Raw genomic sequence first — 25,500 nt, 5'->3', positions numbered from 1 at the left:
TACATTAGGTTACACGCCGAAACCAATCACTCACGGAAAGCCTCCCGCCGTTTGCCTACTATCTTGTCACCGGCCCCGCAGTGGGCTTGATACATGATGAGTAATTTAAGGAATCAACAATGAAAAAAGTATTAGCTCTGGTTGTTGCCGCTGCAATGGGTCTGTCTTCTGTTGCCTTCGCTGCTGACGCTGCCACCACCACGACTACCGCACCAGCGGCAACGGCTACCACCACCATGGCTGCACCGGCCAAGACCACTCACGTGAAAAAACATCACGCGAAGAAAGCACCGGTTCAAAAAGCCCAGGCGGCTAAAAAGCACCACAAAGCCACCGCCAAGAAAGCGCCGGCTCAGAAAGCCCAGGCAGCCAAAAAACACCACAAAAAAACCAGCCATAAGAAAGCGGCGTAACAGCAATCTGATGTGAGGCTCCCCTCACCAGTCAAGACTTGAGTTGTCCAACACCCGGTTCGCCGGGTGTTTTTTCATCGGGGGTTCTCATCATGCTGCGTCGCTACTTATTTGAAATCATTCTGACCACGCTGATCCTCTGCGGACTGATCGCCGCCTTTTTTTACCTGTAACCGCCCCCCTCCTCTGGATAAGAAATTATTGAAAAATCAATCACTGCCCATCCACACGGCGACTAAATCAGTCTATAGTTACCATTCAGTGTGTTTATGGATGACCCGTATTTTCCAGGCAAGAAACCTATGCGCATAACCGTTTTGCTGTTGCTGTGCTCATTCCCACTCGCACTTCCCCTTTCAGTACGGGCTGATAGCCCATCCGACGCGTCGGCCGCTGAGCAAATTCGCTTATTTTTTGGTAAAGATGAACGCATAAAGGTCACGGAAACCGACGGGTGGCCATGGCAAGCCATTGGGCAGGTGGAAACCGCCAGCGGTAACCTGTGCACCGCCACGCTGATCTCTCCTCATCTGGCACTCACCGCCGGCCACTGTGTGCTGGCGCCACCAGGTCAATTGGATAAGGCCATTGCGCTGCGTTTTGTTTCCGGTAATAAGACCTGGAAATACCAGACCGACAATATTGAGACGTTGGTGGATCGCAAGCTGGGGAAAAAACTCAAGCCAGATGGTGAGGGTTGGATTGTGCCGCCGGCCGCGGCGGCCTATGACTTTGCGCTAATCCGCCTAAAGGATAAAAAGCCCTTGCCGATTAAACCCCTGCAGCTGTGGCAAGGTGACAGTAAGGCACTGACTCTGGCAATGAAGCAGGCCAAACGGCTGATTACCCAGGCAGGATATCCGGGAGATCATCTGGATGACCTCTACAGTCACCAGAACTGCAAAGTGACAGGCTGGGCGCAACAGGGCGTGCTTTCGCATCAGTGCGATACCCTGCCCGGCGATAGTGGTTCACCGTTACTGCTGAAAACCACCGACGGCTGGCGGCTTATTGCCATTCAAAGCTCCGCACCGGCAGCCAAAGATCGTTACCGCGCCGATAACCGCGCTTTGGCCGTCACCGGTATCCGCGATGCGCTGGACGCACTGGCTACGGGGAAATAAATCGTTATGTTCCGGCGTGGGATCCCGCGCCGGAATCAAGGGCAATTTGTTGCCCCAATGGCTTAGCCCGAAAGCTGCTCGATAGTCTGCAGGATACGCTTGTCCGAGATCGGATAAGGCGTGCCCAGTTGCTGAGCGAACAGGCTGACGCGCAGCTCTTCGATCATCCAGCGCACTTCTTTCACTTCGTCATCCTGGAGGCGTTTCGGCGGCAGCTTGTTCAGCCACTGTTGCCAGGCCTGTTGCACCTGTTCCACCCGCAGCATTTGCGCGCGGTCGCGGTGCGGATCGGTCGCCAGCTTCTCCAAGCGGCGTTCAATCGCCTGCAGATAACGTAGCGTATCCGGCAGGCGCTTCCAGCCGTTATTGGTCACGAACCCACGATAAACCAGCGCACCGAGCTGGGTTTTGATATCCGACAGCGCCAGCGCCAACGAGATATCAACCCGGCCTTTCAGGCGCTTGTTGATGTTGAACACCGCCGTCAGGACCTGTTCAACCTGTTTGGCGACACCCACCACCGTTTCGTTCAGTTCGCCACGCACCAGTTCCTGCAGACGGGCGAAGTTTTCCTCCTGCCACACCGGTCCACCGTGTTCAGCAATCAGTTTGTCGATGCCGCACGAGATGCAATCATCGATCAGATCCAGCACTCTGCCGTAGGGGTTAAAATACAGTCCCAGCTTGGCTTTGTTAGGCAGTTTTTCATGCAGATATTTGACTGGCGAAGGAATATTCAGCAACAGCAGGCGACGCGTACCCTGCCACATCGCCTGCTGCTGCTCTTGCTCGCTGTCGAACAGGCGGATTGCCACGCTGTCTTTTTCGTCCACCAGCGCCGGGTAGGCCTTCATCGAATAACCACCGCGTTTCTGTTCATAAAACTCCGGCAGTTTGCCGAAGCTCCAGATATGCAGATTGCTTTGCTCCAGCCCATCGTCTGCCACCGCCGACAGCGTTTCCTGCACCTTGTCCTTCAACTGCAGTTTCAGCGCCGTCAGATCTTTGCCTTCGCGCAGGGTTTTGTGCTTTTCATCCACCACCCGGAAAGTCATCTTAAGGTGATCGGGCACCTGATCCCATTGCCAGTCCTCACGTGACACCGTCACGCCAGTCATGCGCCGTAACTCTCGCTCCAGCGAATCCAGCAGCGGCAATTCCAGCGCGGTCACCCGCCCCAGGAAAGCCTCGGCGTAGTTGGGCGCCGGCACAAAGTTGCGACGTACCGGCTTCGGCAACGACTTGATCAGAGCAATGATCAGTTCACGGCGGATTCCCGGGATCTGCCATTCAAAGCCCTGCTGCTCTACCTGATTCAGAATAGGCAGCGGAATATGTACCGTAACGCCATCCGCGTCGGTGCCCGGTTCAAACTGATAACTCAGGCGCAGCTTGAGGTTGCCCTGGTACCAGGTGTTTGGGTAATCGAGCGCACTGACCTGATTGGCACCGTCTTTGATCAGCATTTCTTTTTCAAAGCTGAGCAGGTCTGAGTTTTGCTTACCGGCGTTTTTCCACCAGTTATCGAAATGGCGTCCGGACACCACATCGTTCGGAATGCGCTGATCGTAAAAGGCGAACAGGGTTTCGTCGTCCACCAAAATGTCACGGCGACGTGATTTGTGTTCCAGCTCTTCCACTTCGGCACGCAGCTTCAGGTTAGCGCCAAAGAACGCATGCCGCGTCTGCCAGTCACCTTCCACCAGCGCATGGCGAATAAACAGCTCACGGCACAGCAGCGGATCGATGTTGCTGTAATTGACCGCTCGTGCAGCCACAATCGGCAACCCGAACAGCGTCACTTTTTCGCTGGCCATTACCGCCCCCTGGGATTTAGACCAGTGCGGTTCACTGTAGCTGTGTTTCACCAGGTGCTGAGCCAACGGTTCTATCCACTCCGGCTCGATGCGCGCGGCAATGCGTCCCCACAGGCGGCTGGTTTCCACCAGTTCGGCCACCATGGTCCACTTCGGTGGCTTCTTGAACAGGCCGGAACCCGGGAAGATCGAGAAACGCGCATTGCGGGCACCGGTGAACTCCTGCTTGTCAGCATCTTTCTGGCCGATGTGCGACAGCAATCCGGTCAGCAGCGCGGTATGCACGCTGCGGTAATCGGAAGGCTCGCTGTTAACCGGCAGCCCCAGCTCTTTCACCACCTGACGTAGTTGGGTGTAGATGTCCTGCCATTCGCGCACCCGCAGGTAGTTCAGGAAGTCATTGCGGCACAGCCGGCGGAACTGGCTGGAGGAGTGCTCTTTTTGTTGCTCTTTCAGCCAGTCCCACAGGTTCACGTAAGCCAGGAAATCCGAGTCTTTGTCGGCAAAGCGACGGTGTTTTTCGTCCGACGCCTGCTGTTTGTCCATTGGCCGCTCACGCGGATCCTGGATCGACAGCGCTGCGGTGATGATCATCACCTCACGTACGCTACCGCTCTTCTGTGCTTCCAGCACCATACGTGCCAGCCGTGGGTCGATCGGCAACTGTGCCAGTTGACGGCCCTGCGCGGTAAGCTGGTAATGACCATTCTCTGCGGTTTTAATCGCGCCCAGTTCTTCCAGCAGGCGCACACCGTCCAAAATATTGCGCTTGTCCGGCGCTTCCACAAACGGGAAAGCGGCGATATCCCCCAGCCCAAGCGAGGTCATCTGCAGGATCACCGATGCCAGGTTGGTCCGCAGGATCTCCGGGTCGGTAAACTCCGGTCGCGACAGAAAATCCTGTTCCGCATACAAGCGAATACAAATACCGTCCGACACGCGGCCACAGCGGCCTTTACGCTGATTGGCAGAGGCCTGCGACACCGGCTCGATCGGCAGTCGCTGTACCTTGGTACGGAAGCTGTAACGGCTGATACGCGCGGTACCCGGGTCAATCACATACTTGATGCCCGGAACGGTCAGTGAGGTTTCCGCCACGTTGGTTGCCAGCACGATGCGCCGACCGTGGTGCGACTGGAACACCCGGTTCTGTTCGCTGTTCGACAGCCGCGCATACAGCGGCAAGACTTCGGTATGCGGCAGATTCAGGCGGTTCAAGGCGTCGGCGGTGTCGCGGATTTCGCGCTCACCGCTCATAAAGATCAGGATATCCCCCGGCCCTTCGCGGCCAAGTTCGTCCACCGCATCGAAAATCGCCTGCAGTTGATCGCGGTCGGTATCGTCGGCGTCATCCACCACCGGACGGTAACGAACCTCCACTGGATAAGTCCGGCCGGAAACTTCAATAATCGGCGCGTTGTTGAAATGGCGCGAAAACCGCTGCGGATCGATAGTTGCCGAGGTGATGATAACTTTCAGATCTGGGCGTTTCGGCAGCAGCTCACGCAGGTAACCGAGAATAAAATCGATGTTCAGGCTGCGTTCATGCGCCTCATCGATAATCAGCGTGTCGTACTGCATCAACAGCCGGTCCTGCTGAATTTCCGCCAGCAGGATGCCGTCGGTCATCAGCTTGACCAGGGTGTTTTCCCCGACCTGATCGTGAAAACGCACCTTGTAACCGACACTGCCGCCCAACGGGGTTTCCAGCTCGTCGGCAATGCGGTTGGCCACGGTACGCGCCGCCAGACGTCGTGGCTGGGTATGGCCGATCAGCCCTTTCACCCCACGCCCCAACTCCAGGCAGATCTTCGGCAACTGCGTGGTTTTCCCCGAACCGGTTTCACCGGCGACAATCACCACCTGGTGGTCACGGATCGCCTGCAGAATATCCTGCTTTTTCTGGCTGACTGGCAGGTTGGCCGGGTAGGTTATTTTTGGGCAGCTCGCGGCACGGGACTGCGCCTTGTGCAACGCCAGTGCGATGTCACTTTCGATTTCAACGGCGGCCGCCAACAGAGCATCGGGATTTTTGATTTTTCGTGCGCCCTGCAGCCGACGTTGCAGGCGTTGTTGATCACGGAGCATCAGCTCGCCCAGTTGGGCAGACAATGCCGCGAGCGGAGATTTCACGTTCGGTATTCCTTGTTTCATCGCTGCTGTATCAAGCTTTAGCAACGTTTTGATAATGGGTTAGCCAGTTTTTAGCTTTGGACGCGCAGAATATCACAAGCCGCTTTTTCCCCATAATCCGGCCGCTTATGGCCCGACAGGTCATTCAATAAAATCGAACAAAGGCCTCGAAATATTGCGCTATCACTGCTGGAAAAATGTGAATAGAGTGTACTGCATGCAAGGGACGCACCGTCCTGATGTCACTGTCATAACGTAAGGAATTACCGATGAGCAAAGTATTGGTTCTCAAATCAAGCATCCTGGCGGGCTACTCTCAGTCTAATCAACTGGCCGATTTCTTCGTTGAACAGTGGGCAAGTGCTCATGGCAACGACACCATCACCGTTCGTGACCTGGCTGCACAGCCAATCCCGGTACTGGACGGCGAACTGGTGGGTGCATTGCGTCCTTCCGATACCCCGCTGACCCCACGTCAGACCGAAGCGCTGGCCTTGTCCGATGAACTGATCGCTGAGCTGCAGGCCAATGACACCATCGTTATCGCAGCGCCGATGTATAACTTCAACATCCCTACCCAGTTGAAAAACTATTTCGACCTGATTGCCCGTGCCGGCGTGACCTTCCGTTACACCGAAAACGGCCCGGAAGGCCTGGTGAAAGGCAAACGCGCCATTATCCTGACCAGCCGCGGCGGCATTCATAAAGACACCCCAACTGACCTGATTGAACCTTACCTGCGTCTGTTCCTGGGCTTTATCGGCATCACCGACGTTGAGTTCGTGTTCGCTGAAGGCATCGCTTACGGCCCGGATGTCGCGACCAAAGCGCAGGCCGATGCCAAGGCCGTGCTGACTCAGGTGGTTGCTGCCTGATGTCCCTCGCAGGGGATTATCCCCCTGCGAGGCCACAACAGAAAGACCCAAGTCCTGTCACACCTGTTCTACCCTCATAAAAATCCAATGCTGTATTTTATTGCGCGCCTGATGGCGCGCTTTTTTTATTTCTTCAACCACTGGCCGTTAATACCGCGTACGTATTCTCCGGCAGGTGCTCGCGTTACCAGCTTCTGCCCGGCCATGCGCGCCACATCGTCGATGGCGATATGATTGCCGTCCGCCACTTGTTGGTATTTTTCGGTGCGACCGGCATTAATGCTTTTCACCAGCGTCAGCGTTTCGGCGTCCTGCTTCACCGGCGCGATATAACCGCTGAGCGTTTCCCCTACGCGGCCCTGCTGTTTGGCTTCATCCAACGTCAGCGCCATCGCCATGCTGCTGAACAACCACCCGGCGCCCAATAAGCCTAAATAACGTTTTTTCATGTTGGCTCCTAGAAAAGGCCGCTTTGGGTTTTCAGCAGATTATCAACGTCCTTATCCACCTTGATGTGAATTTCATGTTCGATCTTCACGTTCATGTTGATGGTGATCGGATCTTTAGGCGTCGCGACCTCAATACGCGGCACGCAGCCACTCAGCATAGAGGTGCCCAGCACGGCGAGCAGCAATGGCCCGCTAATGATTTTCATGGTTGTTCCCCAGGTTTTGAGAGGGCCTGTTCCAGCCACTCCTGTAAATTGTCGCCAAAGCGCAGACTGCGCCACAGCTGAAACACGTTTTCCTGATGGCTATAGTTCAGGATAACCTCTCGTTTGGCACTTTTTTGCGGGTTGACCCCGTCGATACGCGCCTTCAGCGTCAGTTCACCGAGATTGTCCAAATCGACCCTGGCCTTGGAGCGGTTAATCTCCATATAGCGCAGCCAGTCGATTGCCGCGCCGGTCGCCAGATTATTACTGCCGATAGCATCGGCCATGTCCTTGTCCAACCGCAGAGTCAGCATGCCGGCGTTGGCGATCCACCCGTTGTGCACCAGCCATTTGGGGTGATTCAGGTACAACGGCAGCTCACCGTCCACCCGCCCGGACATGGCAAACTGTTTGGGTTTCAGCGCGGTAAACAAGGCGCTGAGATCGACCTTATCCAGTTTCAGTACCGCAGCATCGTGCTGCGGCATGCGCAGCGCTGACAGGCTGATACGGCCATTCAGCGCGTCCACCCCGACGTTGCTCAGCGTCAGCGGAGCCTGCTCGCTGTAAGGATAGGTACCTTGAAGATCGGCGCTAATATTCTGCATTTCGAACAGGTTGCTGAACGACTTGATACGTAACGTCACCGGTTGCTTGGCACCAAGTTGCCACAGATGATTTTTCAGTCGGTAGGACATCACAAAGTCCAGGCCGCTCATCTCACCGTCTTTCAGCCACATGCCGCCATTTTTCACCACCCAGTGCCCACCAGCCTCAAAGCCCTGAACCCGGGCGGCGGAGAACGCGGACTGGGCATAAAACTCGCCGTCACGCAGTTTGATATTCAGATCCGGCGAGATCAGCGGTTGGAACACTTTCAGCGATTGTTTCGGCCACCAGCCCTCTCCACGTAACCGCTCACCGTCCCAGCGTCCCCGCAGAGCTATCGGCCCTATCTGTTCCGCCTGCAGCTTGCCTTGTAACTGGAAGCTGTCCGGCGTCTTGCCCTTGAGCTGCAGCGCCAGCACCGGGGCTGGCAGGTAACCGCCGTTGGTGAAGCTGACCTTGCCCGAGACCAGTTGCAGTTCACCATTCAACGCCGGTGCCTGCGGGTCACGCTGCCAACGCAGCGGTTGGCTGAGGCTGAGCCGCGGCGCATCCACCGTCACCATGCTGTATTTCAACTGATCGAAACCGGTAGAAAGGCGATCCAGTACCAGGGTGGTATCCTGCCAACTGCCGCTGCCGGCGACATCCCAGGCGGCCTGCAGCGGTGGCAACTGACCGTTACCCCAGTAGCGCCATTGCCAGTTGCCATGGTCCGGCCAAAAGTCCTGTGCCTTACCGTCCAGATGCAGCTTAAAGCGGCCCCAGTAGCTGTCACTGGCGTTAATGATCGCCTGCAGCCGGCCGGTGATACCGGCGGCAGTGACTTTCACACCGGCCAGCGGCAACCGCGCCTCTTCCAGTTTCATTTCCGGCGTGGCGTTGCCCCACAACCGCAGTAGTGAACCTGACTGCAATACCAGCGTCGGGTTAAGAATGGTGCCGCTGAGGATGCCGGGAATGGAGGCGGTCATTGAAAAGTCGGCCAGATTTGCCTGACCGGTCAGTTGGAAGCGTAAATCGCTGTCAATCAACCCGACCTTACCCGGCCCCAACGTCAATACCGCGTTGCCTTTGCCGTTATGACCGTCGGTAATGACGTTTAAACGAGCGCTGATCTGGGTTTCATCAAAGCCTTTGCTCCAGTTATGCAGCGCAATGCTCAGGCCACCGTTAAGCGGTTGCTGGCTGTATGGCCATCGCCACTCCCCCTGTTTAATACTGACCTGCTGCGGGTTGATTTCCCACGGCAAGCTCGCCAGCGGTTTATCGGCTCCCTTTTCCGTCAGTGTCAGCACCCCCTGCTGCTGCTGCCAGCGCATGTCCAGCAGCAAAGGTTTTTCGAGGTAAGCGGTCTGTATTTCGCCCTGCAGTGCTCCTTGCGTCGGCATACTGTCCAAATCCAGCGGAATGGCTATCTTGCCGGTCAGATGCAGCGGCTGTGGGCTGTTTGGCGCCTTGAGCCTCAGGCTGTTCAGAGTCAGTTGCTGATGGGGATCCAACAGCGCGTCAACGCTGATGTTAGGGCCCTGATACTGCAGACGCTGGCCTTCTGCGGTGGCATGTACCTGCAGTTTGCCGGCGTAGTACTGCCATGGCAGCACCGAGAGATCCTTGATGGTGATATCCAGCAGTGGCAGTTGCTTTTGCAATTGGTCTAGCGCCAGAGGCGCACTGTTGGCGTCACCGGCGGGCAATTTTGATAAACAGGCGCTATCGACGTTCAGCTTGTCGCTGACGAGTTGCCAGCGGCCCTGCTGATAAGCCAATCGGGTTGGGCCGACGGCGGCAAGTAAACAATCCTGGGCTAAAAAGCGGGCGCCATCCAACTGCAAGGCTCCCTGCCGCCACTGTAGTTTGCCCTGCAAAACCAACTGACTGCCCTGCGGCAACCAGTGTGAGAGCACACGCGGCAGCCAGCGCGGCAGAGTTTGCCACAGCGCCAGCAGCAGGATCAGCATACTTACCACAATCCCTATGAATACTTTCAATCGCTTAGTCATTAAATGATTGTTTCATTCCTGAGTTAGCCGCCCTTTGCCCGGGCCAAAGACCCTTTAGGCTAAGTCTATGCCTGAATTGGCAATAATGATGGCATGAATTTGACATAGGGTGAAGCCGAGACCGAAGAAGATGCCCCGTACAGGGGCTTTTATAGCCATTGATGCGGGTGCTGTAAGTTTTAGTTACATATTCATCACATGAATATGACCTGTTTCAGACTTTTGTTATTGTCGTTAGATTTGATCATTAATAGTCTTGCAAGCATTCTAACAAAAGTCAGCAACCAGCTAACTGTACTAGAGAAGCCATTCCCCACACCCCCGTGGGGATTTTTTTTGGCTCAGGCCAACGAAGTTATTTCACCCCGTATTCGCCACGAATATCCGTCATGCTCCAGCGTCGCCAACTACCCTTAATTAATACCGCCGCTATTGATAACGCTTACCCGTTTTTAGCGTTACCGTAATGGGCTAACCAATTGTAGAATTTACTAAAATCTGTTAAGTTGATCACAAAATCAAGCTGGAGAAACCACGATGAAACTGGCGATATACAGCACTAAACAATATGACCGTAAATATCTCGAACTGGTGAATCAGCAGTTTGGCTACGAGCTGGAGTTCTTCGACTTCCTGCTCAGTAAAAAAACCGCCAAAAACGCCGCCGGTTGCAAAGCGATCTGCATCTTCGTCAATGACGACGGCAGCCGTGAAGTCCTTGAAGAGCTGGCGGCATTGGGCGTCGAAATACTGGCCCTGCGCTGCGCCGGTTTCAATAATGTGGATTTGGATGCCGCTAAAGAATTGGGCATCAAGGTCGTCCGCGTGCCGGCCTACTCGCCGGAAGCGGTTGCTGAACACGCCGTGGGTATGATGATGTGCCTTAACCGCCGTATTCACCGCGCCTATCAACGCACCCGCGATGCCAATTTTTCGCTCGAAGGGCTGATCGGCTTCAACATGCATAACCGCACCGCCGGGGTGATTGGCACCGGTAAAATTGGTATCGCCACCATGCGGATCCTGAAAGGGTTCGGCATGAAGCTATTGGCTTATGATCCGTACCCAAGCGAGCAAGCACTGGAGCTGGGCGCTGAATATGTCGATCTGAAAACGCTGTACGCCCAGTCCGACGTAATCACCCTGCACTGCCCGCTGACGCCGGAAAACCATCACCTGCTGGACAGCGACGCTTTTGCGGTGATGAAAGACGGTGTGATGATCATCAACACTAGCCGCGGCGCTCTGATTGACTCCTCGGCAGCCATTGACGCCCTGAAGCAGCAGAAAATCGGCGCACTGGGGATGGACGTGTATGAGAATGAGCGCGACCTGTTCTTCGAAGACAAATCCAATGACGTGATCCAGGACGATATCTTCCGTCGCCTGTCAGCCTGCCATAACGTGTTGTTTACCGGTCATCAGGCTTTCCTGACCGAAGAGGCGCTGACCAGCATCTCGGAAACCACGTTGAAAAACATTAATCAATTGGATCGCGGTGAGAACTGCCCTAATCAGCTCAATGCCTGATGATTTTAACAAGGAAGAAAATATGAAGAAGTCCATCTCAGTGGCGTTAACGGCGCTGCTGTTAGCGGGGTGCGGAATGAGCCAGAACGGTAAAACGGTGACAGAAAGTGACCTGTTGCATCATAATTTTGCGCTGAAAAGCGTCGACGGCGTGGCGGTGAAGTCGCGTCCCGGTAACGGACCCAACCTTGAGTTCGGTGAGAAAATGCATATTTCCGGTGCCATGTGTAACCGCTTCTTCGGTAGCGGCCAATTGCAGGATGGCGTGTTGACGGTGCCGGGGCTGGCTTCTACCCGCATGGCCTGCTCTGACCCGCAACTCAACCAGTGGGACTGGGTGATTGGCGACGTACTGGCTAAAGGGGCAACAGTCGCCCTCAGCGCTCAACAGTTAACGCTGAGCGGCAGCGGCCACGTCCTGGTCTATACCCAGCGAGACTGGGTGCAGTGATCCCTGTTCACCAGGCCTGATGGCCTGGTGTTCCTTTCGGCTTACCCGGCGGTTGAGCAGGCTCCCTGACCCAGGGTCCATTCTTCACACTGCTTGCCGTTCGGCATCTGGCACATTCTTACAGCCTCACCGTTTAAATTGTGGGCCACGGTTGTGGTGCCGCCCACGCTGGCGCAGTTCGCGCTGGTCTGTAAGGTATTGATTCTGGCACTGTTGCCCTGCTGCACTGGCTCTTCATTCTTGCTGCTGCATGCGGCCAAAAGCAGTACGGCGCTGGCCAGCAACCATTTTGATGTCGTCATTATTCCACTCCTGAACCCGGAACTACGCTGTGTAAAATCGCCATTGCTGATAACTCGCATCACTTTATGCGGACGCGTTTTGTTATCTTTGATGCAAACCTGTTTAATCTAGCCTGATATATAAATAATGAAAATATATTCCTGCAATTATTTGGCGTTTATTTGAGCACTGTGATCTTTATTAGGGTTCCCTGGGGGGTCACCCGCGTGCCTGGACAGCCACAGAGCGGTCTGAGCGAAGGGAGCTGTGCCGGTTTGACGGAGAGATTGGGGGGGCAGTAAGACGGACTGGGAATGGTCAAACAACAGTAACAAAACAGCGCCTGTTTTGTTACTGGGTTGATATAACTAATTCATTATTTTCAGTTATTATTACTGAGACCTTCAGCCAGCGTCACTGAATGTCACGCTGGCTATATTTACCTTAAAATAACAATTAGTGCGCCGCCGTTTTCGACAGTAAATTAATCACCAGTACACCGGCAATAATTAACCCCATGCCAAACACCGCCGGTAGATCCAGCTTTTGCTGATAAACAAATACCGCCGCTATCGATACCAGAACAATCCCCATGCCCGACCAGATTGCATAGACAATGCCCAATGGCATGGTTTTCACCACCATCGACAGCCCCCAAAAAGCAACCGCGTAACCGACCACCACCACCAGTGACGGCCACAGACGGGTAAAGCCTTCAGAGGCTTTCAGCATGGTGGTGGCGATGACTTCCGCCACAATCGCCATGGTCAAATACATAAATCCGCTCATCGTTTTTTCTTCTCTAAGTTCACCTGTTCAACAGTATGACGTGCCGGAAATAAATTGTCGTTAAACAACCGCAACAATTCTTCGTCATCGCGCAGTTTTAATTCAGGAAATATCAGCTTACAGCAATTTTTGTCGATTTTTGCTCCGCCACACAAACGCGATAAAGGGCCAATATATCCCTCTGCTAGACTTTGTTAATTACTGCGAGAGGTGACTTTTGCAGCTTTTTGAGCAATGAAAGGTAAAGTCGAATGATTACTACAGATGGTAATAATGCAGTCGCTTCCGTCGCCTATCGCGCCAGCGAAGTGATTGCCATCTACCCGATCACTCCCAGTTCGACCATGGCAGAACAGGCGGATGCCTGGTCCGGCGACGGACGTCAAAACATCTGGGGAGACGTACCGCGAGTGGTAGAAATGCAGTCGGAAGGCGGAGCGATTGCCACAGTGCACGGTGCGTTGCAGACCGGCGCGTTGTCGACCTCGTTTACCTCATCGCAGGGCCTGCTGCTGATGATCCCGACGCTGTACAAACTGGCCGGTGAACTGACGCCGTTTGTCCTGCACGTTGCCGCACGCACCATCGCCACCCATGCGCTGTCGATTTTCGGCGATCATTCCGATGTGATGGCGGTACGCCAGACCGGTTGTGCCATGCTGTGCGCCAGTAACGTGCAGGAAGCGCAGGACTTTGCATTGATTTCTCAAACGGCGAGCCTCAACAGTCGCCTGCCGTTTATTCACTTTTTTGATGGCTTCCGCACCTCGCATGAAATCAACAAAATCGTACCGCTGAGCGACGATACCCTGCGCCAGATGCTGCCGCAGGAGGCGATTGATGCGCACCGCAGCCGCGCGCTGTCGCCAGACCATCCGGTGGTGCGCGGCACCTCCGCCAACCCGGACACCTATTTCCAGTCACGTGAAGCGACCAATCCCTGGTACGACGCGGCCAGCCGGCACGTGATTGATGCGATGGACAAATTTGCCCAGATCACCGGCCGGGCCTATCAGCCTTTCGAATATTACGGTCATCCGCAGGCCGAGCGCGTGGTGATCCTGATGGGTTCCGCTATCGGTACCTGCGAAGAAGCGATCGATGCCCTGCTAACCCGTGGCGAAAAAGTCGGCGTACTGAAAGTGCGACTGTTCCGGCCATTCTCCGCACAATACCTGCTCAACATGCTGCCGGAGAGCGCCAAGAAAATCGCCGTGCTGGACCGCACCAAAGAGCCGGGAGCGCTGGCCGAACCCTTGTATCTGGACGTGATGACCGCACTGGCCGAAGCCTTCAGCCGTGGCGAGCGCACCAGCATGCCGATGGTGATCGGTGGTCGCTATGGGCTGTCCTCGAAAGAGTTCGGGCCAGACTGTGCGCTGGCAGTGTTTAACGAACTGACGCTGGACAAACCGCGCCCGCGCTTTACCGTCGGTATTTTTGACGATGTGACCGGCCTTTCTCTGCCGCTCAGCGAAGAAACCCTGCCGCCGCGCGCCTCGCTGGAAGCGTTGTTCTACGGCCTGGGCAGCGACGGTTCGGTTTCCGCCACCAAGAACAACATCAAAATCATCGGCAACAGTACGCCACTGTACGCTCAGGGCTATTTTGTCTACGACTCGAAAAAGGCCGGTGGCCTGACGGTGTCGCATCTGCGCGTCAGCGAGCAGCCGATTAACTCGGCCTATCTGGTCAGCCGCGCCGATTTTGTCGGCTGCCATCAGTTGCAGTTTATCGATACCTACCAGATGGCAGAACGCCTGAAACCCGGCGGTATCTTCCTGCTCAACACGCCGTACGGTGCCGAAGAGGCGTGGTCGCGACTGCCACAAGAAGTGCAGGCCGTGCTGCTACAACGTCAGGCACGTTTCTACATCATCAACGCCGCAAAACTGGCGCGTGAATGTCGGCTCGGTGCGCGCATCAATACCGTGATGCAGATGGCGTTTTTCCACCTGACCCAAATTCTGCCGGGCGATGTAGCGTTGCAACAGTTGCAGGACGCCATTGCCCGCAGTTACAGCAGCAAAGGCCAGGATATCGTCGAGCGCAACTGGCAGGCGCTGGCCGCCACGCTAGAGGCGCTGATTGAGATCCCGCTGCAGCCGGTTAACGACAGCAGCCCAATGCGGCCGCCGGTGGTTTCCGATGCTGCCCCCGACTTTGTCAAAACCGTCACTGCCGCGATGCTGGCCGGACTGGGTGATGCACTGCCGGTATCGGCCTTCCCGCCGGACGGCACCTGGCCGGTGGGCACCACCCAGTGGGAGAAACGCAATATCGCCGAAGCGATCCCAATCTGGCAGCCGGACCTGTGCACCCAGTGCAACCACTGCGTTGCCGCCTGTCCGCACTCCGCCATTCGCGCCAAAGTGGTGCAGCCGGAGGCCATGGAGCACGCCCCTGCCTCGCTGCAGTCGCTGGATGTTAAGGCGCGAGATATGCGCGGCCAGAAATACGTCCTGCAGGTAGCGCCGGAAGACTGTACCGGCTGCAACCTGTGCGTTGAGGTGTGCCCGGCGAAAGACCGCCAGAACCCGGACATCAAGGCGATCAACATGGCACCACGGCTGGATCATCTGGCAGTGGAAAAGGAACACTACGACTTCTTCCTGCAACTGCCGGAGATTGATCCGGCACAGATCGAGCGGATCGACATTCGTACCTCGCAGTTGATCTCACCGTTATTCGAATACTCCGGTGCCTGCTCCGGCTGCGGCGAAACGCCGTACATCAAGCTGCTGACCCAGCTTTATGGCGACCGGTTACTGATTGCCAACGCCACCGGCTGCTCATCCATTTACGGCGGTAACCTGCCCACCACGCCTTACACCACCAATGCCGAAGGGCGTGGACCGGCCTGGGCCAACTCGCTGTTTGAGGACAACGCCGAATTCGGCCTGGGCTTCCGCGTGACGGTCGACCAGCACCGCAGCCGCGTATTACGCCTACTGAATACCCTGGCACCGCAGTTGCCGGCACAGCTGGTTAATGCTCTGCAGATGGAGGAGATCGCGCCGGAACCTCGCCGCAAACAGATCGCGGAACTGCGCAGCCTGCTGGCGCAGATCGAAGGTAACGACGCTCGCCAACTGGCGACCGACGCCGATTATCTGGTGGATAAATCCATCTGGCTGATTGGGGGTGACGGCTGGGCTTACGACATCGGGTTTGGTGGGTTGGATCACGTCCTCAGCCTGACCGAGAACGTCAACGTGCTGGTACTGGATACCCAATGCTACTCCAACACCGGTGGCCAACAGTCGAAAGCCACTCCGCTGGGTGCAGTCACCAAGTTCGGTGAGCACGGCAAGCGCAAGGCGCGTAAGGATCTGGGCGTCAGCATGATGATGTACGGCCATGTGTATGTGGCGCAGATCTCGCTGGGCGCGCAGCTCAATCAGACGGTGAAAGCGATCCAGGAAGCCGAGGCCTATCCGGGCCCGTCACTGATTATCGCCTACAGCCCCTGTGAAGAACACGGTTACGATCTGGCGCTCAGCCACGACCAGATGAAGCAGTTGACCGCTACTGGTTTCTGGCCGTTGTACCGCTTCGATCCGCGCCGCGCTGATGAAGGCAAACCGGCATTGGCGTTGGACTCCCGACCGCCAAACAGCAACCTGACCGAAACGCTGCTGAAAGAACAGCGCTTCCGTCGCCTGAACTCACAGCAGCCGGAAGTTGCCAGCGCGCTGTATCAGGCCGCAGAGAAAGAGCTGAAGGAGAAGTACGACTTCCTCAGCCTGCTGGCCGGTAAAGGGGAAAAAACCTCCGCCGAGTAACTCATCTGGGCGCGACCGGTTCGCGCCCCACTTCCAGCCAGCTTTGCCGCTGCGCCTCTTTTACCGCCCCTCGTACATAGCTCGCCTTCCCCTGCCATTGCGCCGCATTCTCTCTTAGGACACAATGATGAAACGCGTATCGATTAACGATGTTGTAAAAAAAGGGTACTCTTATAAATGGTACCCTTCCTGTTCCACTGGCTAATTGAGTTTATAAATCCCAGCCTGCCATGGATTTAAATTAAGTGTCGTTTCATTTTTTTTCGCAGCATGCCTGGCATCACTTTCTATAATCGTGGTGTTAATAGACATATTCTCAGGTAATTTGTAGTTTACCCTTTGCTGTTTGAAATTCACGACGACAAGATACTTTTCCGTACCGAGGGTTCTGGTATAGGCATAGACAGTATTATTTTTGGGATCCAGATCGGTGTAAGCACCATAGGTTAGTGCAGGAGTATCATGACGAATTTTGATCAACTGGCGGTAATAGTTAAATACCGAAGCAGGACTCTTAATTTGACTGGCAGCATTGATCTCTTCGTAGTTTGGATTGACCTTGAACCAGGGTTTTCCTGTGGTAAATCCCGCATTTTTGCTGGTATCCCATTGGAATGGTGTCCGACTGTTATCTCTGCTGGTCAGGCGTACATTTTGCAAGAACTCATCGGCTTTAACCTTGCCATTTTCAACGTAGTCGTGCCAAAAACCTTTGACTTCAATATCATCAAACTCATCAATGGTTTTAAAGGGATAATTGGTCATACCCAACTCTGAACCCTGGTAAATGAAAGGCGTGGCTCGCTGAGTCAGCATTAGGGTTGCAAGCGCCTTAGCTGAGTGTTCTCGCCATTGTGGGCGATCGTCGCCGAAGTGTGATACCGCGCGTGGATTGTCGTGGTTATCCAGGAAGAAGGCATTCCAGCCATACTCTCCCGCCGTGTGGTCAACTTTATCGATAGTTTGGCGAAATTGTGACAAGCTCCAGTCCTTGCGACGCCACCTTTCATCAACGTACCGATCAAGCCTGACAAGGTCAAAGGTAAAGGCCATGTCCAGTTCATTACGACGGTAGTCGAAAAACTTAATTGATTGGTCCAAGGGCACACCAAAGATCTCACCGGCTGTCGCCACGTCGTAATGGGATAAGACCTCTCGATTCATTTCGTTGATATAACGATGAATATTAGGGCCCTGGGTGTATTCCTCAGCAAAATTCGTCAACTGCTGCTGGGTAAGATTCGGAAAACTCGGGATTTTCGAATAGGTGGCCACCGTATCAAAGCGCATGCCAGAAACACCTTTGTCTAACCAAAAGCGCAACATAGCGTACAGGTCTTGGCGAACTTTGGGATTATCCCAGTTTAGATCCGGCTGTTGTTTGGCAAAATAGTGAAGGTAGTATTGATTGGTTTTTTCATCTTTTTGCCATGCTGAACCGCCAAAAAAAGAAGGATAATTATTAGGTGCCTGACCTTCTTTGGCATCTTTCCAGAAGTAATAATTGCGATAAGGATTACTCTTACTGCTTTTACTCTGAACAAACCATTCATTTTGATCGCTTGTATGATTGATGACAACATCAATCATTAAACGCATATTACGTTTTTTCATTTCAGCAATCAGACGGTCGAAATCTTCCATCGTGCCATATTCTTTCATGATTTTTCGAAAATCACGTATATCGTAACCATTATCCGTGTTCGGAGAATCATAATGCGGGTTGATCCAAATAGCATCAATACCCAAGGTTTTTAGATAGTCTAATTTTTCTATGATGCCGTTAATATCACCGATCCCATCACCATTAGTATCTTTGAAGGATCGTGGATATACCTGATAAAAAACAGCCTCCTTCCACCATGCAGGGATAGCATCCGACTGTTGAACGACTTCCTTATGGGGCAAAGATTGTGTTGTGCCGAAAGCTTGCTGACAAGAGGCTGATAATGATGTGGTTAGAAAAATTGCTATAGCGGTATTCAATCCATGACGAGGCATTACATTACTCTCCAAATATTTCACTTATGAAATCATAGTCAATCCAATATTCTCCACGGTGTTTAGAAATGTACGTTAATTTAACTATCATTTAGTGACAAAGAACTCACCTGCTCTATTCGGCATTTTTTAAATTATGTTCTCTAACAGGTCACAGGTAAAGGACAGAGGAAAAACAAAGTGATATTTACTGCAAAAATGGACATGAGCGACACACAAAGCTGAATCGTGTTAGCTTTTACTCGATACACGCATTAAACAACCATTAATTCGCTATAATAAAAAACAATTTCGATATAACCTCATTTATACATTAATTAACCGAAGTTATGGTTAGCGTGAAATTAATTTTTCAGAGACATGCATTTTGTAAACTAACCACCTCAATACAATATGGCGCGAACATCACTTGTTGGGTTGCTTTACTTATCTCTCTGCTGACGTATCTTTTGCAAAGACGCTGGCATATCGTGTTATGAACATTAGCTCATTAACAGGAACAGGATGATGCGTAACCTCCCCCCTACTATTGCTCTGATTGGTCCCGGTGCGATTGGGACGACTATCGCCGCTGCACTGCACGAAGTTGGCCGCACACCGCTGCTTTGCGGGCGCACCGCACACCCGCAATTAATTCTACGTCACGATGAGGGTGAAGTGGTGGTTCCAGGTCCTGTGTTGAGCACGCCGCCAACCCGGCTCCGTCCGTTCGATCTGGTCTTTGTTGCGGTGAAAACTACCCAGGTGGTTGAGAGCGCCGGCTGGCTTGCCGCGTTATGTGATGAAAACACCGTCGTGTGTGCGCTGCAAAACGGCGTCGAACAGAAAACACTGTTGGAACCCTATGTTAACGGAGCAACGGTACTGCCTTCGGTCGTATGGTTCCCGGCACAGCGGGAGTCAGACTATTCTGTCTACCTGCGGGCCAAACCGCGTTTGACACTGCCGGATGTACCGCAGGCAAAACGGGTCGCTGATGCACTCAGCGGTACCCGCTGCACTGTTGAGCTGTCATCCGATTTCCTTTCGGTCGCCTGGCGCAAACTATTGCAGAACGCGGTCGCGGGTCTGATGGTTCTTGCAAACCGCCGTGCGGGGATGTTCTCACGCGGGGATATCACGAAGCTGGCACTGGCTTATCTGCATGAATGCCTGACTGTCGCACGCGCCGAAGGTGCGGTACTTAACGATAACGTTCCGCAAGAGATCGTTGACGGTTTTCATCGTGCGCCTGCGGACTTAGGTACCTCCATTCTTGCCGACCTTCTGGACTGTCTCCATTTCGGTATTTTGTGCCCCTTCGCCTTATATGAACCTTGTCACAAAACGCGCATGAAGTTTTTAGCCTGTAACGAACAAGGTTGCACAAGGCAATCTTGTTAATGGCCCGTTACAGCCTGTCGCAACCAATTGTTAACCGGGATTCATGCGCCAAACGCATCGGCCCATGAGTTTATTGCGCTTATTTACTTCATTTTCCTGCTCCAGTCTGCAGCAACAGACGCGGTAAAAGCGTCAATGACAAACTGGAGATAAAGATGCATTCCTCTAACGCACCCATGACGATTAGGGCAAGAACCAGCGCGATACTGCGTGTGACCTCTGGCAACTTTTTGGAGCAATTTGATTTTTTCCTGTTCGGATTTTATGCCACCTACATCGCCCATACATTCTTTCCGGCCAGCAGTGAATTTGCCTCGCTGATGATGACCTTTGCGGTCTTTGGCGCGGGTTTTTTGATGCGTCCTATCGGTGCAATCGTGCTGGGTGCGTACATTGATAAAGTCGGCAGACGTAAAGGGCTGATTGTGACCCTGTCGATCATGGCCGCGGGTACTTTCCTGATTGTCCTCATCCCCTCTTATCAAGCCATCGGGCTCTGGGCACCGTTGTTGGTGCTGGGTGGTCGTTTATTACAAGGCTTCTCAGCGGGTGCTGAGCTGGGCGGCGTTTCCGTGTACCTGGCTGAGATTGCCACGCCGGGCCGTAAAGGTTTTTACACCAGTTGGCAATCTGGCAGCCAGCAAGTGGCCATTATGGTGGCGGCTGCCATGGGCTTCGCACTGAATGCCGTCATGGAAGAAAGCGCCATTCGCGAATGGGGCTGGCGTCTGCCTTTCCTGTTCGGCTGCCTGATTGTTCCTTTCATCTTTTTCCTGCGTCGCAAACTGGAAGAGACCGAAGAGTTCACCGCCCGCCGCAACCACCTGGCGATGCGCGACGTGTTTAAAACCCTTTTAGCAAACTGGCAGGTGGTTATCGCCGGCATGTTGATGGTCGCCATGACCACCACCGCGTTTTATCTGATCACTGTATATGCACCGACCTTCGGCAAAAAAGTGCTGATGCTCAGCGCATCAGACAGCCTGCTGGTGACCTTGCTGGTTGCGATATCCAATTTCCTCTGGCTACCGGTAGGCGGCGCCCTGTCGGACCGTTTTGGCCGTAAGCCGGTCCTGGTTACCATGGCGTTGCTGGCCCTGGTCACTGCGTATCCGGCGCTTAGCCTGCTTGCTGAAGCCCCCAGCTTTTCCATGATGCTGGCGGTGCTGTTGTGGCTGTCCTTCCTCTACGGCCTTTACAACGGTGCCATGATCCCGGCGTTAACGGAGATCATGCCGATAGAGGTCCGGGTTGCCGGTTTCTCGTTGGCCTACAGTCTGGCAACCGCTGTTTTTGGCGGATTTACGCCGGTTATTTCTACCGCACTGATTGAGTACACCGGCGATAAGGCCTCACCCGGTTACTGGATGAGCTTTGCTGCAATATGTGCATTACTGGCGACGCTTTATCTGTACCGTCGCAGCCCGTTATCACTACAAACCGCACGTTAAATCAGGGATTACGTCATGCAAAAAATTTATCGTTCACTCCTCGCTGCGCTGGTGATTTCGTCTGTCAGCACGGGAGTCTCGGCCAAAGAAGTGACCGTCATGATTTCAGGCGGGTTCAAAGCCGCGCTGGAAAAACTGGCGCCAAAATTTGAAGCAAAGAGCGGCGACACTATCATTTTGGTATCCGGCCCCTCTATGGGTAAGACCCCTCAGGCGATCCCGGCACGCCTGGCGCGCGGAGAAAACGCGGATGTGGTGATTATGGTAGGTGATGCGCTGAAAAGTCTGGAAAAGGATAATTGGCTGCAGCCGGGTTCGCGAGTGGAGTTAGCCGACTCCTCGATTGGTATGGTGGTCAAACAAGGTGACCCCAAACCCAATATCAAAACGGAGGCGGACCTGCGCAATACCCTGCTGCAGGCCAAATCTATCGCTTATTCGGACAGTGCCAGCGGCCGCTATGTCAGCAGCCAACTGTTCAAAAAACTGGGTATTGAGGACCAGATGAAAGAGAAGGCGCATATGATTGAGCGCATTCCGGTGGCATCCGAGGTAGCGAAAGGGAAATATGCTGTAGGTTTCCAGCAGGTGAGCGAACTGCTTCCGGTGCCGGGCGTAACCTTTATTGGCGAACTGCCTGAAAATGTACAGTACATTACTCGTTTTGCCGGCGCGGTCACTGCTAAAGCAGAACATCGCCAGGAAGGCAAAGCGCTACTGGACTTTCTGTCTTCCGCCGAGGCGAAAAACACCATTCGCGCCACTGGAATGAGATCCGTTAAGGCTGAATTGCCGGTTAAACAGCGTGATACTGTTCAGTGATTAACTTTTCCAACTCGGCGGCAACGTAGGACTGCATGCGCCCACTGCGCCTGATCAGGCCAACCGTGCGCTTCACCACCGGGTCAGTCAGCGGCAAGTGGGTCAGCACTGAATGCTCTGACGTCGGCATCGACATAGCGGGCACGGCGGCAATGCCGACTCCCGCTTCAACCATGCCCAGCATGGTCGTCACATGGCGGGTTTCGCAGATACTGGGGCGCTCAGGAATGATGTGTTCCAGCATCTTATCCAGCAGATTGCGGTTACCTGAGGTCTTATCCAGCCCCACATAATCCTGCTGATAAAACTCGCGCCAGGTCAGGTTTTTTTTACTGGCGATGGGATGATCGCGCCTGCAGGCAGCCACGTAGACATCCTCCACCAACGGCAGAAATTCGATATTGGATTGCAGGTTTCTCGCAAAACAGATGCCAAAGTCAGCCTGACCACTGGCAACCGCTTCAATAACATTACCCGCGCTGCTGTCGATAAGCTTAACGCGTACCCGTGGATAGCGGGCCTGGAAACGGCGAATCACATCGGGCATGAAATAGTAGGCCGCCGAGGGCACCGTAGCGACGGTGACCAGCCCTACGCGGTCCTGGCTGACCTTATTGATATCCGCTAATACCAACTCAACATTCGCCAGGAGCTGATCTGAACGCTCAGCGAAAGTCTGCCCATAGAGTGTCAACGTGACGCGCCGGGTCGTTCTGTCGAACAACTTGATACCCAGCGCGGATTCCAGCTTCTCTATCCTGCGGCTCAGTGCTGACTGTGAAAGGCAAATAGACTCCGCGGCAAGCCGAAAATTACCGTATTCAACCAGGGCTCGGAAGGCATAAAGATCGTTGAGATCGAAATTCACGGGCATAGCGGCAGACAATCCTTTCAAGGGTAGCGAGGGCTTAAAGAAAAGATGATAGCCGCATATTGGACAACGGCAACCCTTAAAGACTGACCGACATTCGCCACCGGCGCGCTACTTGGGGGATCTGTAACCAGGCAGAGTGGAATTTCTATTTCAGTACGACTAAAACCTGAACTGTGTTGTCGCAGAGGAGCAATACGGGCAGTATGGATGCTGCCTGAAACAATAATAAATAAGGGATTTTAATGTTCCGAAGATCGACTCTGGTGACTTTACTTCCGCTGATGACGTCGGTATTCCTGCTGACAGGATGCCCCCCTGCTCCGGATCTGACACAGTGGCAGCGTCCTGATACGGATATCGACGGCGTGCGCGTCGCGATGGGTAAATGCGGCGTGCAACTTCCCGGTTCCGATATTCCCAAAACGGATAATGAATCCGTTCTGTATTACCAATGCATGGAGAATATAGGGTTTACCCGTAAAGACGGATTCAAAATTTGCAGCGTTCGTGTTTACCATGATACGCCAGCCTGCCTAAAACAAGAGCAGGGGCACCCCTTGAGTCAGAGCCAGCTAGAAGCGCTGCCTTTTGTCGCAGACAGGGGTTTTCATCCGATTAAGCCGGATTCAGGCGTGAGCAAGTTTTCCTTGATTACCTGGCGTAAAGTGGGGGCCTCGTTGCATTTTTCTCATGAAGTTGAAAACGATAAACAAGCACTGGCGGTGATGTATCAATGCGGTTATCCGCAACCTTTGGGCTCGGTACCTTACGTGCCGACGCTGCTCAAAGCCGCTAATGTTCAGCGATGCATGCTGGATAAAGGTTTCGAGCCGAAAAACAAACTCAATCTGGTATGTCGCAATTACCCGCAAGTCACGGGCTGCCCAAAAACATAAAGCTTCCCCGAACTTACCCCGAAGAAGCTGTATAGATGACCTGCTCACGCTTGATTAACATACTTAACTGTTCGTAACTTCCGCTTCTGGCTGACGGTCAAATCAAATGCAATTACACGCATGAATTATAAGGTCTTGGCTCACTGCACCATATAAACGTCTCATCGCAGTTTATTGGAACTATTCCGTAAGCCGCTTGCCAGTTGAGTAAACACTTCAATAATTTTTGGCAGCGCCCGTTGCGGATCGTCGCTCGCAGCAATCCAAAGTGCGGAATTCAGCGCGGCACTGTTTAACAGATGTGCAGCGGCATCCGCGTCAACCGATTTAAGTACGCCGCGTTCGATCAACTTTATGACAGTCTGGCGGGTGGATTCGAGGCAACTATTCTGGCTGGGCCATTGTGCCGGATCCCCAAGGAAAGCCGGACCATCAAGCAGAACGATGCGCCTTACTTCTGTGTCCAGCGCCATCTTAATGTAGGCAATCCCTTCAGCCAGCAGCCTTTCCCAGTCGTCACCGGCATTCGCGGCGGCGGCTTTGGCTCGTTGTGCCATTTCACCATCTACTTGAGCAACAACAGCGGCAAGCAGCCCCTTTTTATCACCAAAGTTGTGGTATAGCGCCCCGCGTGTCAGGCCAACGCTGGCGGTTAATTCATCCATTGATACGGCAGCAAACCCCCTTTCGGCAAAGGATTTCCGCGCTGCCGTAATCAATTTGGCGCGGTTCTCTTCCATTGTTTCGGCGCGGCGTTTGGCAGCCATACGATCTCCTTTTTGACAGACGTAACGAATGTCATTTGACATACGCAGCGTATGTGTGATTAATTCAACATACGCCGCGTATATTAAATCAATTTTGCATACCGCGCATCCCGCATCACACATTGGCTTAAGAAAGGAAATTCCATGATCCAGCGTGAACCTATTTTTCCTGCTAATCGCCATGCTCTCTATGAAGAGCACGGTTATTCCGCCGCGATCCGTTCTGGCGATATGTTGTTCGTTTCCGGTCAGGTTGGCAGCCGCGCCGACGGTACGCCGGAGCCGGATTTTGCCGCGCAGGTGCAACTTGCGTTTGATAACCTGGCAGCGACTCTTGCAGCAGCGGGTTGTACGTTTGACGACCTGCTTGATGTCACCACCTTTCATACTGACCCGGAAAATCAGTTTCCGACGATCATGCAGGTGAAACAGTCCATTTTCCCGCAGCCCCCTTACCCGAACTGGACAGCCGTTGGCGTTACCTGGCTTGCGGGATTCGATTTTGAAATTAAGGTCATTGCCCGAATTCCAACATCAACCTCCGCAGGTTGACAGACCGTAATGTTAGTGACGTCTTCATCAACGGGATGAGGACGTCACCATGAAAAGTTTTGTTTCAGAACCGACATAACGTCTGCTCTGGCACCGTGGATGCAAAGCTGTAGCATTCAGCCGGAAGCCTGGGCACCGTTTGCAGAAGATTAGACCATGCAAGCCGCTGTGAACTAAATTCCCCCAAACTTCAAAACATTCGGAGCGCCGTCTAAAAACCGTCTTGACTCATTCCCCACACCTATAATACTGTATATAAACACAGTAAATTAATAGGGCAGTAAATCATGT

20 protein-coding genes are annotated in these 25,500 nt (G+C 53.7%); 11 read left to right on the top strand and 9 right to left on the bottom strand.

The window, feature by feature from the left end:
- The first annotated feature begins 119 nt into the window (after positions 1 to 119).
- Together asr and BEI65_RS08355 are read left to right on the top strand one after the other, a co-directional pair.
- On the top strand, positions 120 to 413 hold the full coding sequence (gene asr, locus BEI65_RS08360; protein WP_099062925.1) for an acid resistance repetitive basic protein Asr: 294 nt from the start codon (positions 120 to 122) through the stop codon (positions 411 to 413).
- A 302-nt stretch (positions 414 to 715) separates the two neighbouring features.
- On the top strand, positions 716 to 1,537 hold the full coding sequence (locus BEI65_RS08355; RefSeq protein ID WP_099062924.1) for a serine protease: 822 nt from the start codon (positions 716 to 718) through the stop codon (positions 1,535 to 1,537).
- 62 nt (positions 1,538 to 1,599) lie between these two features.
- On the opposite strand, the gene hrpA is transcribed toward BEI65_RS08355, so the two are convergent.
- A complete protein-coding gene (gene hrpA / locus BEI65_RS08350; protein WP_099062923.1) occupies positions 1,600 to 5,487 on the bottom strand; it encodes an ATP-dependent RNA helicase HrpA in 3,888 nt (1,295 codons plus the stop codon).
- 269 nt (positions 5,488 to 5,756) lie between these two features.
- On the opposite strand from hrpA, the gene azoR reads away from it, so the two are divergent.
- On the top strand, positions 5,757 to 6,362 hold the full coding sequence (azoR, locus tag BEI65_RS08345; protein WP_099062922.1) for an FMN-dependent NADH-azoreductase: 606 nt from the start codon (positions 5,757 to 5,759) through the stop codon (positions 6,360 to 6,362).
- 125 nt (positions 6,363 to 6,487) lie between these two features.
- On the opposite strand, the gene BEI65_RS08340 is transcribed toward azoR, so the two are convergent.
- Genes BEI65_RS08340 through BEI65_RS08330 form a run of 3 tightly spaced genes read right to left on the bottom strand, consistent with a single transcriptional unit; the run spans position 6,488 to position 9,626 of the window.
- Positions 6,488 to 6,811 carry a YdbL family protein gene (locus BEI65_RS08340; protein ID WP_099062921.1) on the bottom strand — a complete coding sequence of 108 codons (324 nt, stop codon included), beginning with the start codon at positions 6,809 to 6,811 and terminating at the stop codon, positions 6,488 to 6,490.
- An 8-nt stretch (positions 6,812 to 6,819) separates the two neighbouring features.
- Positions 6,820 to 7,017, bottom strand: coding sequence for a YnbE family lipoprotein (locus tag BEI65_RS08335; RefSeq protein WP_099062920.1), 198 nt, complete (start codon positions 7,015 to 7,017; stop codon positions 6,820 to 6,822).
- Positions 7,014 to 9,626, bottom strand: coding sequence for a YdbH family protein (locus tag BEI65_RS08330; protein WP_099062919.1), 2,613 nt, complete (start codon positions 9,624 to 9,626; stop codon positions 7,014 to 7,016). Before BEI65_RS08330 ends, BEI65_RS08335 begins: the two co-directional genes overlap by 4 nt.
- A gap of 537 nt (positions 9,627 to 10,163) precedes the next feature.
- Between BEI65_RS08330 and BEI65_RS08325 the strand changes: the two genes are divergently transcribed.
- A complete protein-coding gene (locus tag BEI65_RS08325) occupies positions 10,164 to 11,156 on the top strand; it encodes a 2-hydroxyacid dehydrogenase (RefSeq protein WP_099062918.1) in 993 nt (330 codons plus the stop codon).
- A gap of 22 nt (positions 11,157 to 11,178) precedes the next feature.
- Positions 11,179 to 11,607: a heat shock protein HslJ gene (hslJ, locus tag BEI65_RS08320; protein WP_099062917.1), complete on the top strand. Its 429-nt coding sequence runs from the start codon at positions 11,179 to 11,181 to the stop codon at positions 11,605 to 11,607.
- Between the two features lie 41 nt (positions 11,608 to 11,648).
- Here the strand turns inward: hslJ and BEI65_RS08315 are convergent, their stop codons facing one another.
- Together BEI65_RS08315 and BEI65_RS08310 are read right to left on the bottom strand one after the other, a co-directional pair.
- A complete protein-coding gene (locus BEI65_RS08315; protein ID WP_099062916.1) occupies positions 11,649 to 11,909 on the bottom strand; it encodes a DUF333 domain-containing protein in 261 nt (86 codons plus the stop codon).
- Positions 11,910 to 12,345: 436 nt separating this feature from the next.
- Positions 12,346 to 12,678 (bottom strand): SMR family transporter, encoded by a 333-nt coding sequence (locus BEI65_RS08310; RefSeq protein WP_085116991.1) that lies wholly within the window; start codon positions 12,676 to 12,678, stop codon positions 12,346 to 12,348.
- A 251-nt stretch (positions 12,679 to 12,929) separates the two neighbouring features.
- Between BEI65_RS08310 and nifJ the strand changes: the two genes are divergently transcribed.
- Positions 12,930 to 16,463: a pyruvate:ferredoxin (flavodoxin) oxidoreductase gene (gene nifJ, locus BEI65_RS08305; RefSeq protein ID WP_099062915.1), complete on the top strand. Its 3,534-nt coding sequence runs from the start codon at positions 12,930 to 12,932 to the stop codon at positions 16,461 to 16,463.
- 201 nt (positions 16,464 to 16,664) lie between these two features.
- On the opposite strand, the gene BEI65_RS08300 is transcribed toward nifJ, so the two are convergent.
- The gene (locus BEI65_RS08300) at positions 16,665 to 18,464 is read right to left on the bottom strand and encodes an alpha-glucosidase (protein ID WP_099062914.1); all 1,800 of its coding nucleotides are present in this window, start codon (positions 18,462 to 18,464) and stop codon (positions 16,665 to 16,667) included.
- 504 nt (positions 18,465 to 18,968) lie between these two features.
- Here BEI65_RS08300 and BEI65_RS08295 point away from each other — a divergent pair.
- The 3 genes from BEI65_RS08295 (at position 18,969) to BEI65_RS08285 (ending at position 22,120) form a co-directional block, all read left to right on the top strand.
- The gene (locus tag BEI65_RS08295) at positions 18,969 to 19,847 is read left to right on the top strand and encodes an oxidoreductase (protein ID WP_369804751.1); all 879 of its coding nucleotides are present in this window, start codon (positions 18,969 to 18,971) and stop codon (positions 19,845 to 19,847) included.
- A 155-nt stretch (positions 19,848 to 20,002) separates the two neighbouring features.
- On the top strand, positions 20,003 to 21,298 hold the full coding sequence (locus BEI65_RS08290) for an MFS transporter (RefSeq protein ID WP_099062913.1): 1,296 nt from the start codon (positions 20,003 to 20,005) through the stop codon (positions 21,296 to 21,298).
- Positions 21,299 to 21,313: 15 nt separating this feature from the next.
- Positions 21,314 to 22,120, top strand: coding sequence for a substrate-binding domain-containing protein (locus BEI65_RS08285; protein ID WP_099062912.1), 807 nt, complete (start codon positions 21,314 to 21,316; stop codon positions 22,118 to 22,120).
- On the opposite strand, the gene BEI65_RS08280 is transcribed toward BEI65_RS08285, so the two are convergent.
- A complete protein-coding gene (locus tag BEI65_RS08280) occupies positions 22,095 to 22,994 on the bottom strand; it encodes a LysR family transcriptional regulator (protein ID WP_099062911.1) in 900 nt (299 codons plus the stop codon). The two genes, BEI65_RS08285 and BEI65_RS08280, sit on opposite strands and share 26 nt — an antisense overlap.
- A 242-nt stretch (positions 22,995 to 23,236) precedes the next feature.
- Here BEI65_RS08280 and BEI65_RS08275 point away from each other — a divergent pair, with 242 nt between their 5' ends.
- Positions 23,237 to 23,890 carry a hypothetical protein gene (locus tag BEI65_RS08275; protein ID WP_099062910.1) on the top strand — a complete coding sequence of 218 codons (654 nt, stop codon included), beginning with the start codon at positions 23,237 to 23,239 and terminating at the stop codon, positions 23,888 to 23,890.
- Between the two features lie 161 nt (positions 23,891 to 24,051).
- Here BEI65_RS08275 and BEI65_RS08270 read toward each other — a convergent pair whose 3' ends face one another.
- Positions 24,052 to 24,657 (bottom strand): TetR/AcrR family transcriptional regulator, encoded by a 606-nt coding sequence (locus tag BEI65_RS08270; protein WP_099062909.1) that lies wholly within the window; start codon positions 24,655 to 24,657, stop codon positions 24,052 to 24,054.
- Positions 24,658 to 24,801: 144 nt separating this feature from the next.
- On the opposite strand from BEI65_RS08270, the gene BEI65_RS08265 reads away from it, so the two are divergent.
- Entirely contained in the window at positions 24,802 to 25,209 is a 408-nt protein-coding gene (locus tag BEI65_RS08265; RefSeq protein ID WP_099062908.1) for a RidA family protein, read from the top strand.
- The last annotated feature ends 291 nt before the right edge of the window (positions 25,210 to 25,500 follow it).

Source organism: Serratia sp. BW106 (assembly GCF_002607755.1).
GTDB classification, from domain to species: domain Bacteria; phylum Pseudomonadota; class Gammaproteobacteria; order Enterobacterales; family Enterobacteriaceae; genus Serratia; species Serratia proteamaculans.
The sequence above is the reverse complement of the archived record's forward strand: the minus strand, read 5'-3'. Positions and strand labels throughout refer to the sequence as shown.

Excerpts from the sequence above, each read along its gene's own strand:
- asr (WP_099062925.1), top strand. The coding sequence starts at position 120 with ATGAAAAAAGTATTAGCTCTGGTTGTTGCCGCTGCAATGGGTCTGTCT.
- BEI65_RS08355 (WP_099062924.1), top strand. The coding sequence starts at position 716 with ATGCGCATAACCGTTTTGCTGTTGCTGTGCTCATTCCCACTCGCACTT.
- azoR (WP_099062922.1), top strand. The coding sequence starts at position 5,757 with ATGAGCAAAGTATTGGTTCTCAAATCAAGCATCCTGGCGGGCTACTCT.
- BEI65_RS08340 (WP_099062921.1), bottom strand. The coding sequence starts at position 6,811 with ATGAAAAAACGTTATTTAGGCTTATTGGGCGCCGGGTGGTTGTTCAGC.
- BEI65_RS08335 (WP_099062920.1), bottom strand. The coding sequence starts at position 7,017 with ATGAAAATCATTAGCGGGCCATTGCTGCTCGCCGTGCTGGGCACCTCT.
- BEI65_RS08330 (WP_099062919.1), bottom strand. The coding sequence starts at position 9,626 with ATGACTAAGCGATTGAAAGTATTCATAGGGATTGTGGTAAGTATGCTG.
- BEI65_RS08325 (WP_099062918.1), top strand. The coding sequence starts at position 10,164 with ATGAAACTGGCGATATACAGCACTAAACAATATGACCGTAAATATCTC.
- hslJ (WP_099062917.1), top strand. The coding sequence starts at position 11,179 with ATGAAGAAGTCCATCTCAGTGGCGTTAACGGCGCTGCTGTTAGCGGGG.
- BEI65_RS08315 (WP_099062916.1), bottom strand. The coding sequence starts at position 11,909 with ATGACGACATCAAAATGGTTGCTGGCCAGCGCCGTACTGCTTTTGGCC.
- BEI65_RS08310 (WP_085116991.1), bottom strand. The coding sequence starts at position 12,678 with ATGAGCGGATTTATGTATTTGACCATGGCGATTGTGGCGGAAGTCATC.
- nifJ (WP_099062915.1), top strand. The coding sequence starts at position 12,930 with ATGATTACTACAGATGGTAATAATGCAGTCGCTTCCGTCGCCTATCGC.
- BEI65_RS08300 (WP_099062914.1), bottom strand. The coding sequence starts at position 18,464 with ATGCCTCGTCATGGATTGAATACCGCTATAGCAATTTTTCTAACCACA.
- BEI65_RS08295 (WP_369804751.1), top strand. The coding sequence starts at position 18,969 with ATGATGCGTAACCTCCCCCCTACTATTGCTCTGATTGGTCCCGGTGCG.
- BEI65_RS08290 (WP_099062913.1), top strand. The coding sequence starts at position 20,003 with ATGCATTCCTCTAACGCACCCATGACGATTAGGGCAAGAACCAGCGCG.
- BEI65_RS08285 (WP_099062912.1), top strand. The coding sequence starts at position 21,314 with ATGCAAAAAATTTATCGTTCACTCCTCGCTGCGCTGGTGATTTCGTCT.
- BEI65_RS08280 (WP_099062911.1), bottom strand. The coding sequence starts at position 22,994 with ATGCCCGTGAATTTCGATCTCAACGATCTTTATGCCTTCCGAGCCCTG.
- BEI65_RS08275 (WP_099062910.1), top strand. The coding sequence starts at position 23,237 with ATGTTCCGAAGATCGACTCTGGTGACTTTACTTCCGCTGATGACGTCG.
- BEI65_RS08270 (WP_099062909.1), bottom strand. The coding sequence starts at position 24,657 with ATGGCTGCCAAACGCCGCGCCGAAACAATGGAAGAGAACCGCGCCAAA.
- BEI65_RS08265 (WP_099062908.1), top strand. The coding sequence starts at position 24,802 with ATGATCCAGCGTGAACCTATTTTTCCTGCTAATCGCCATGCTCTCTAT.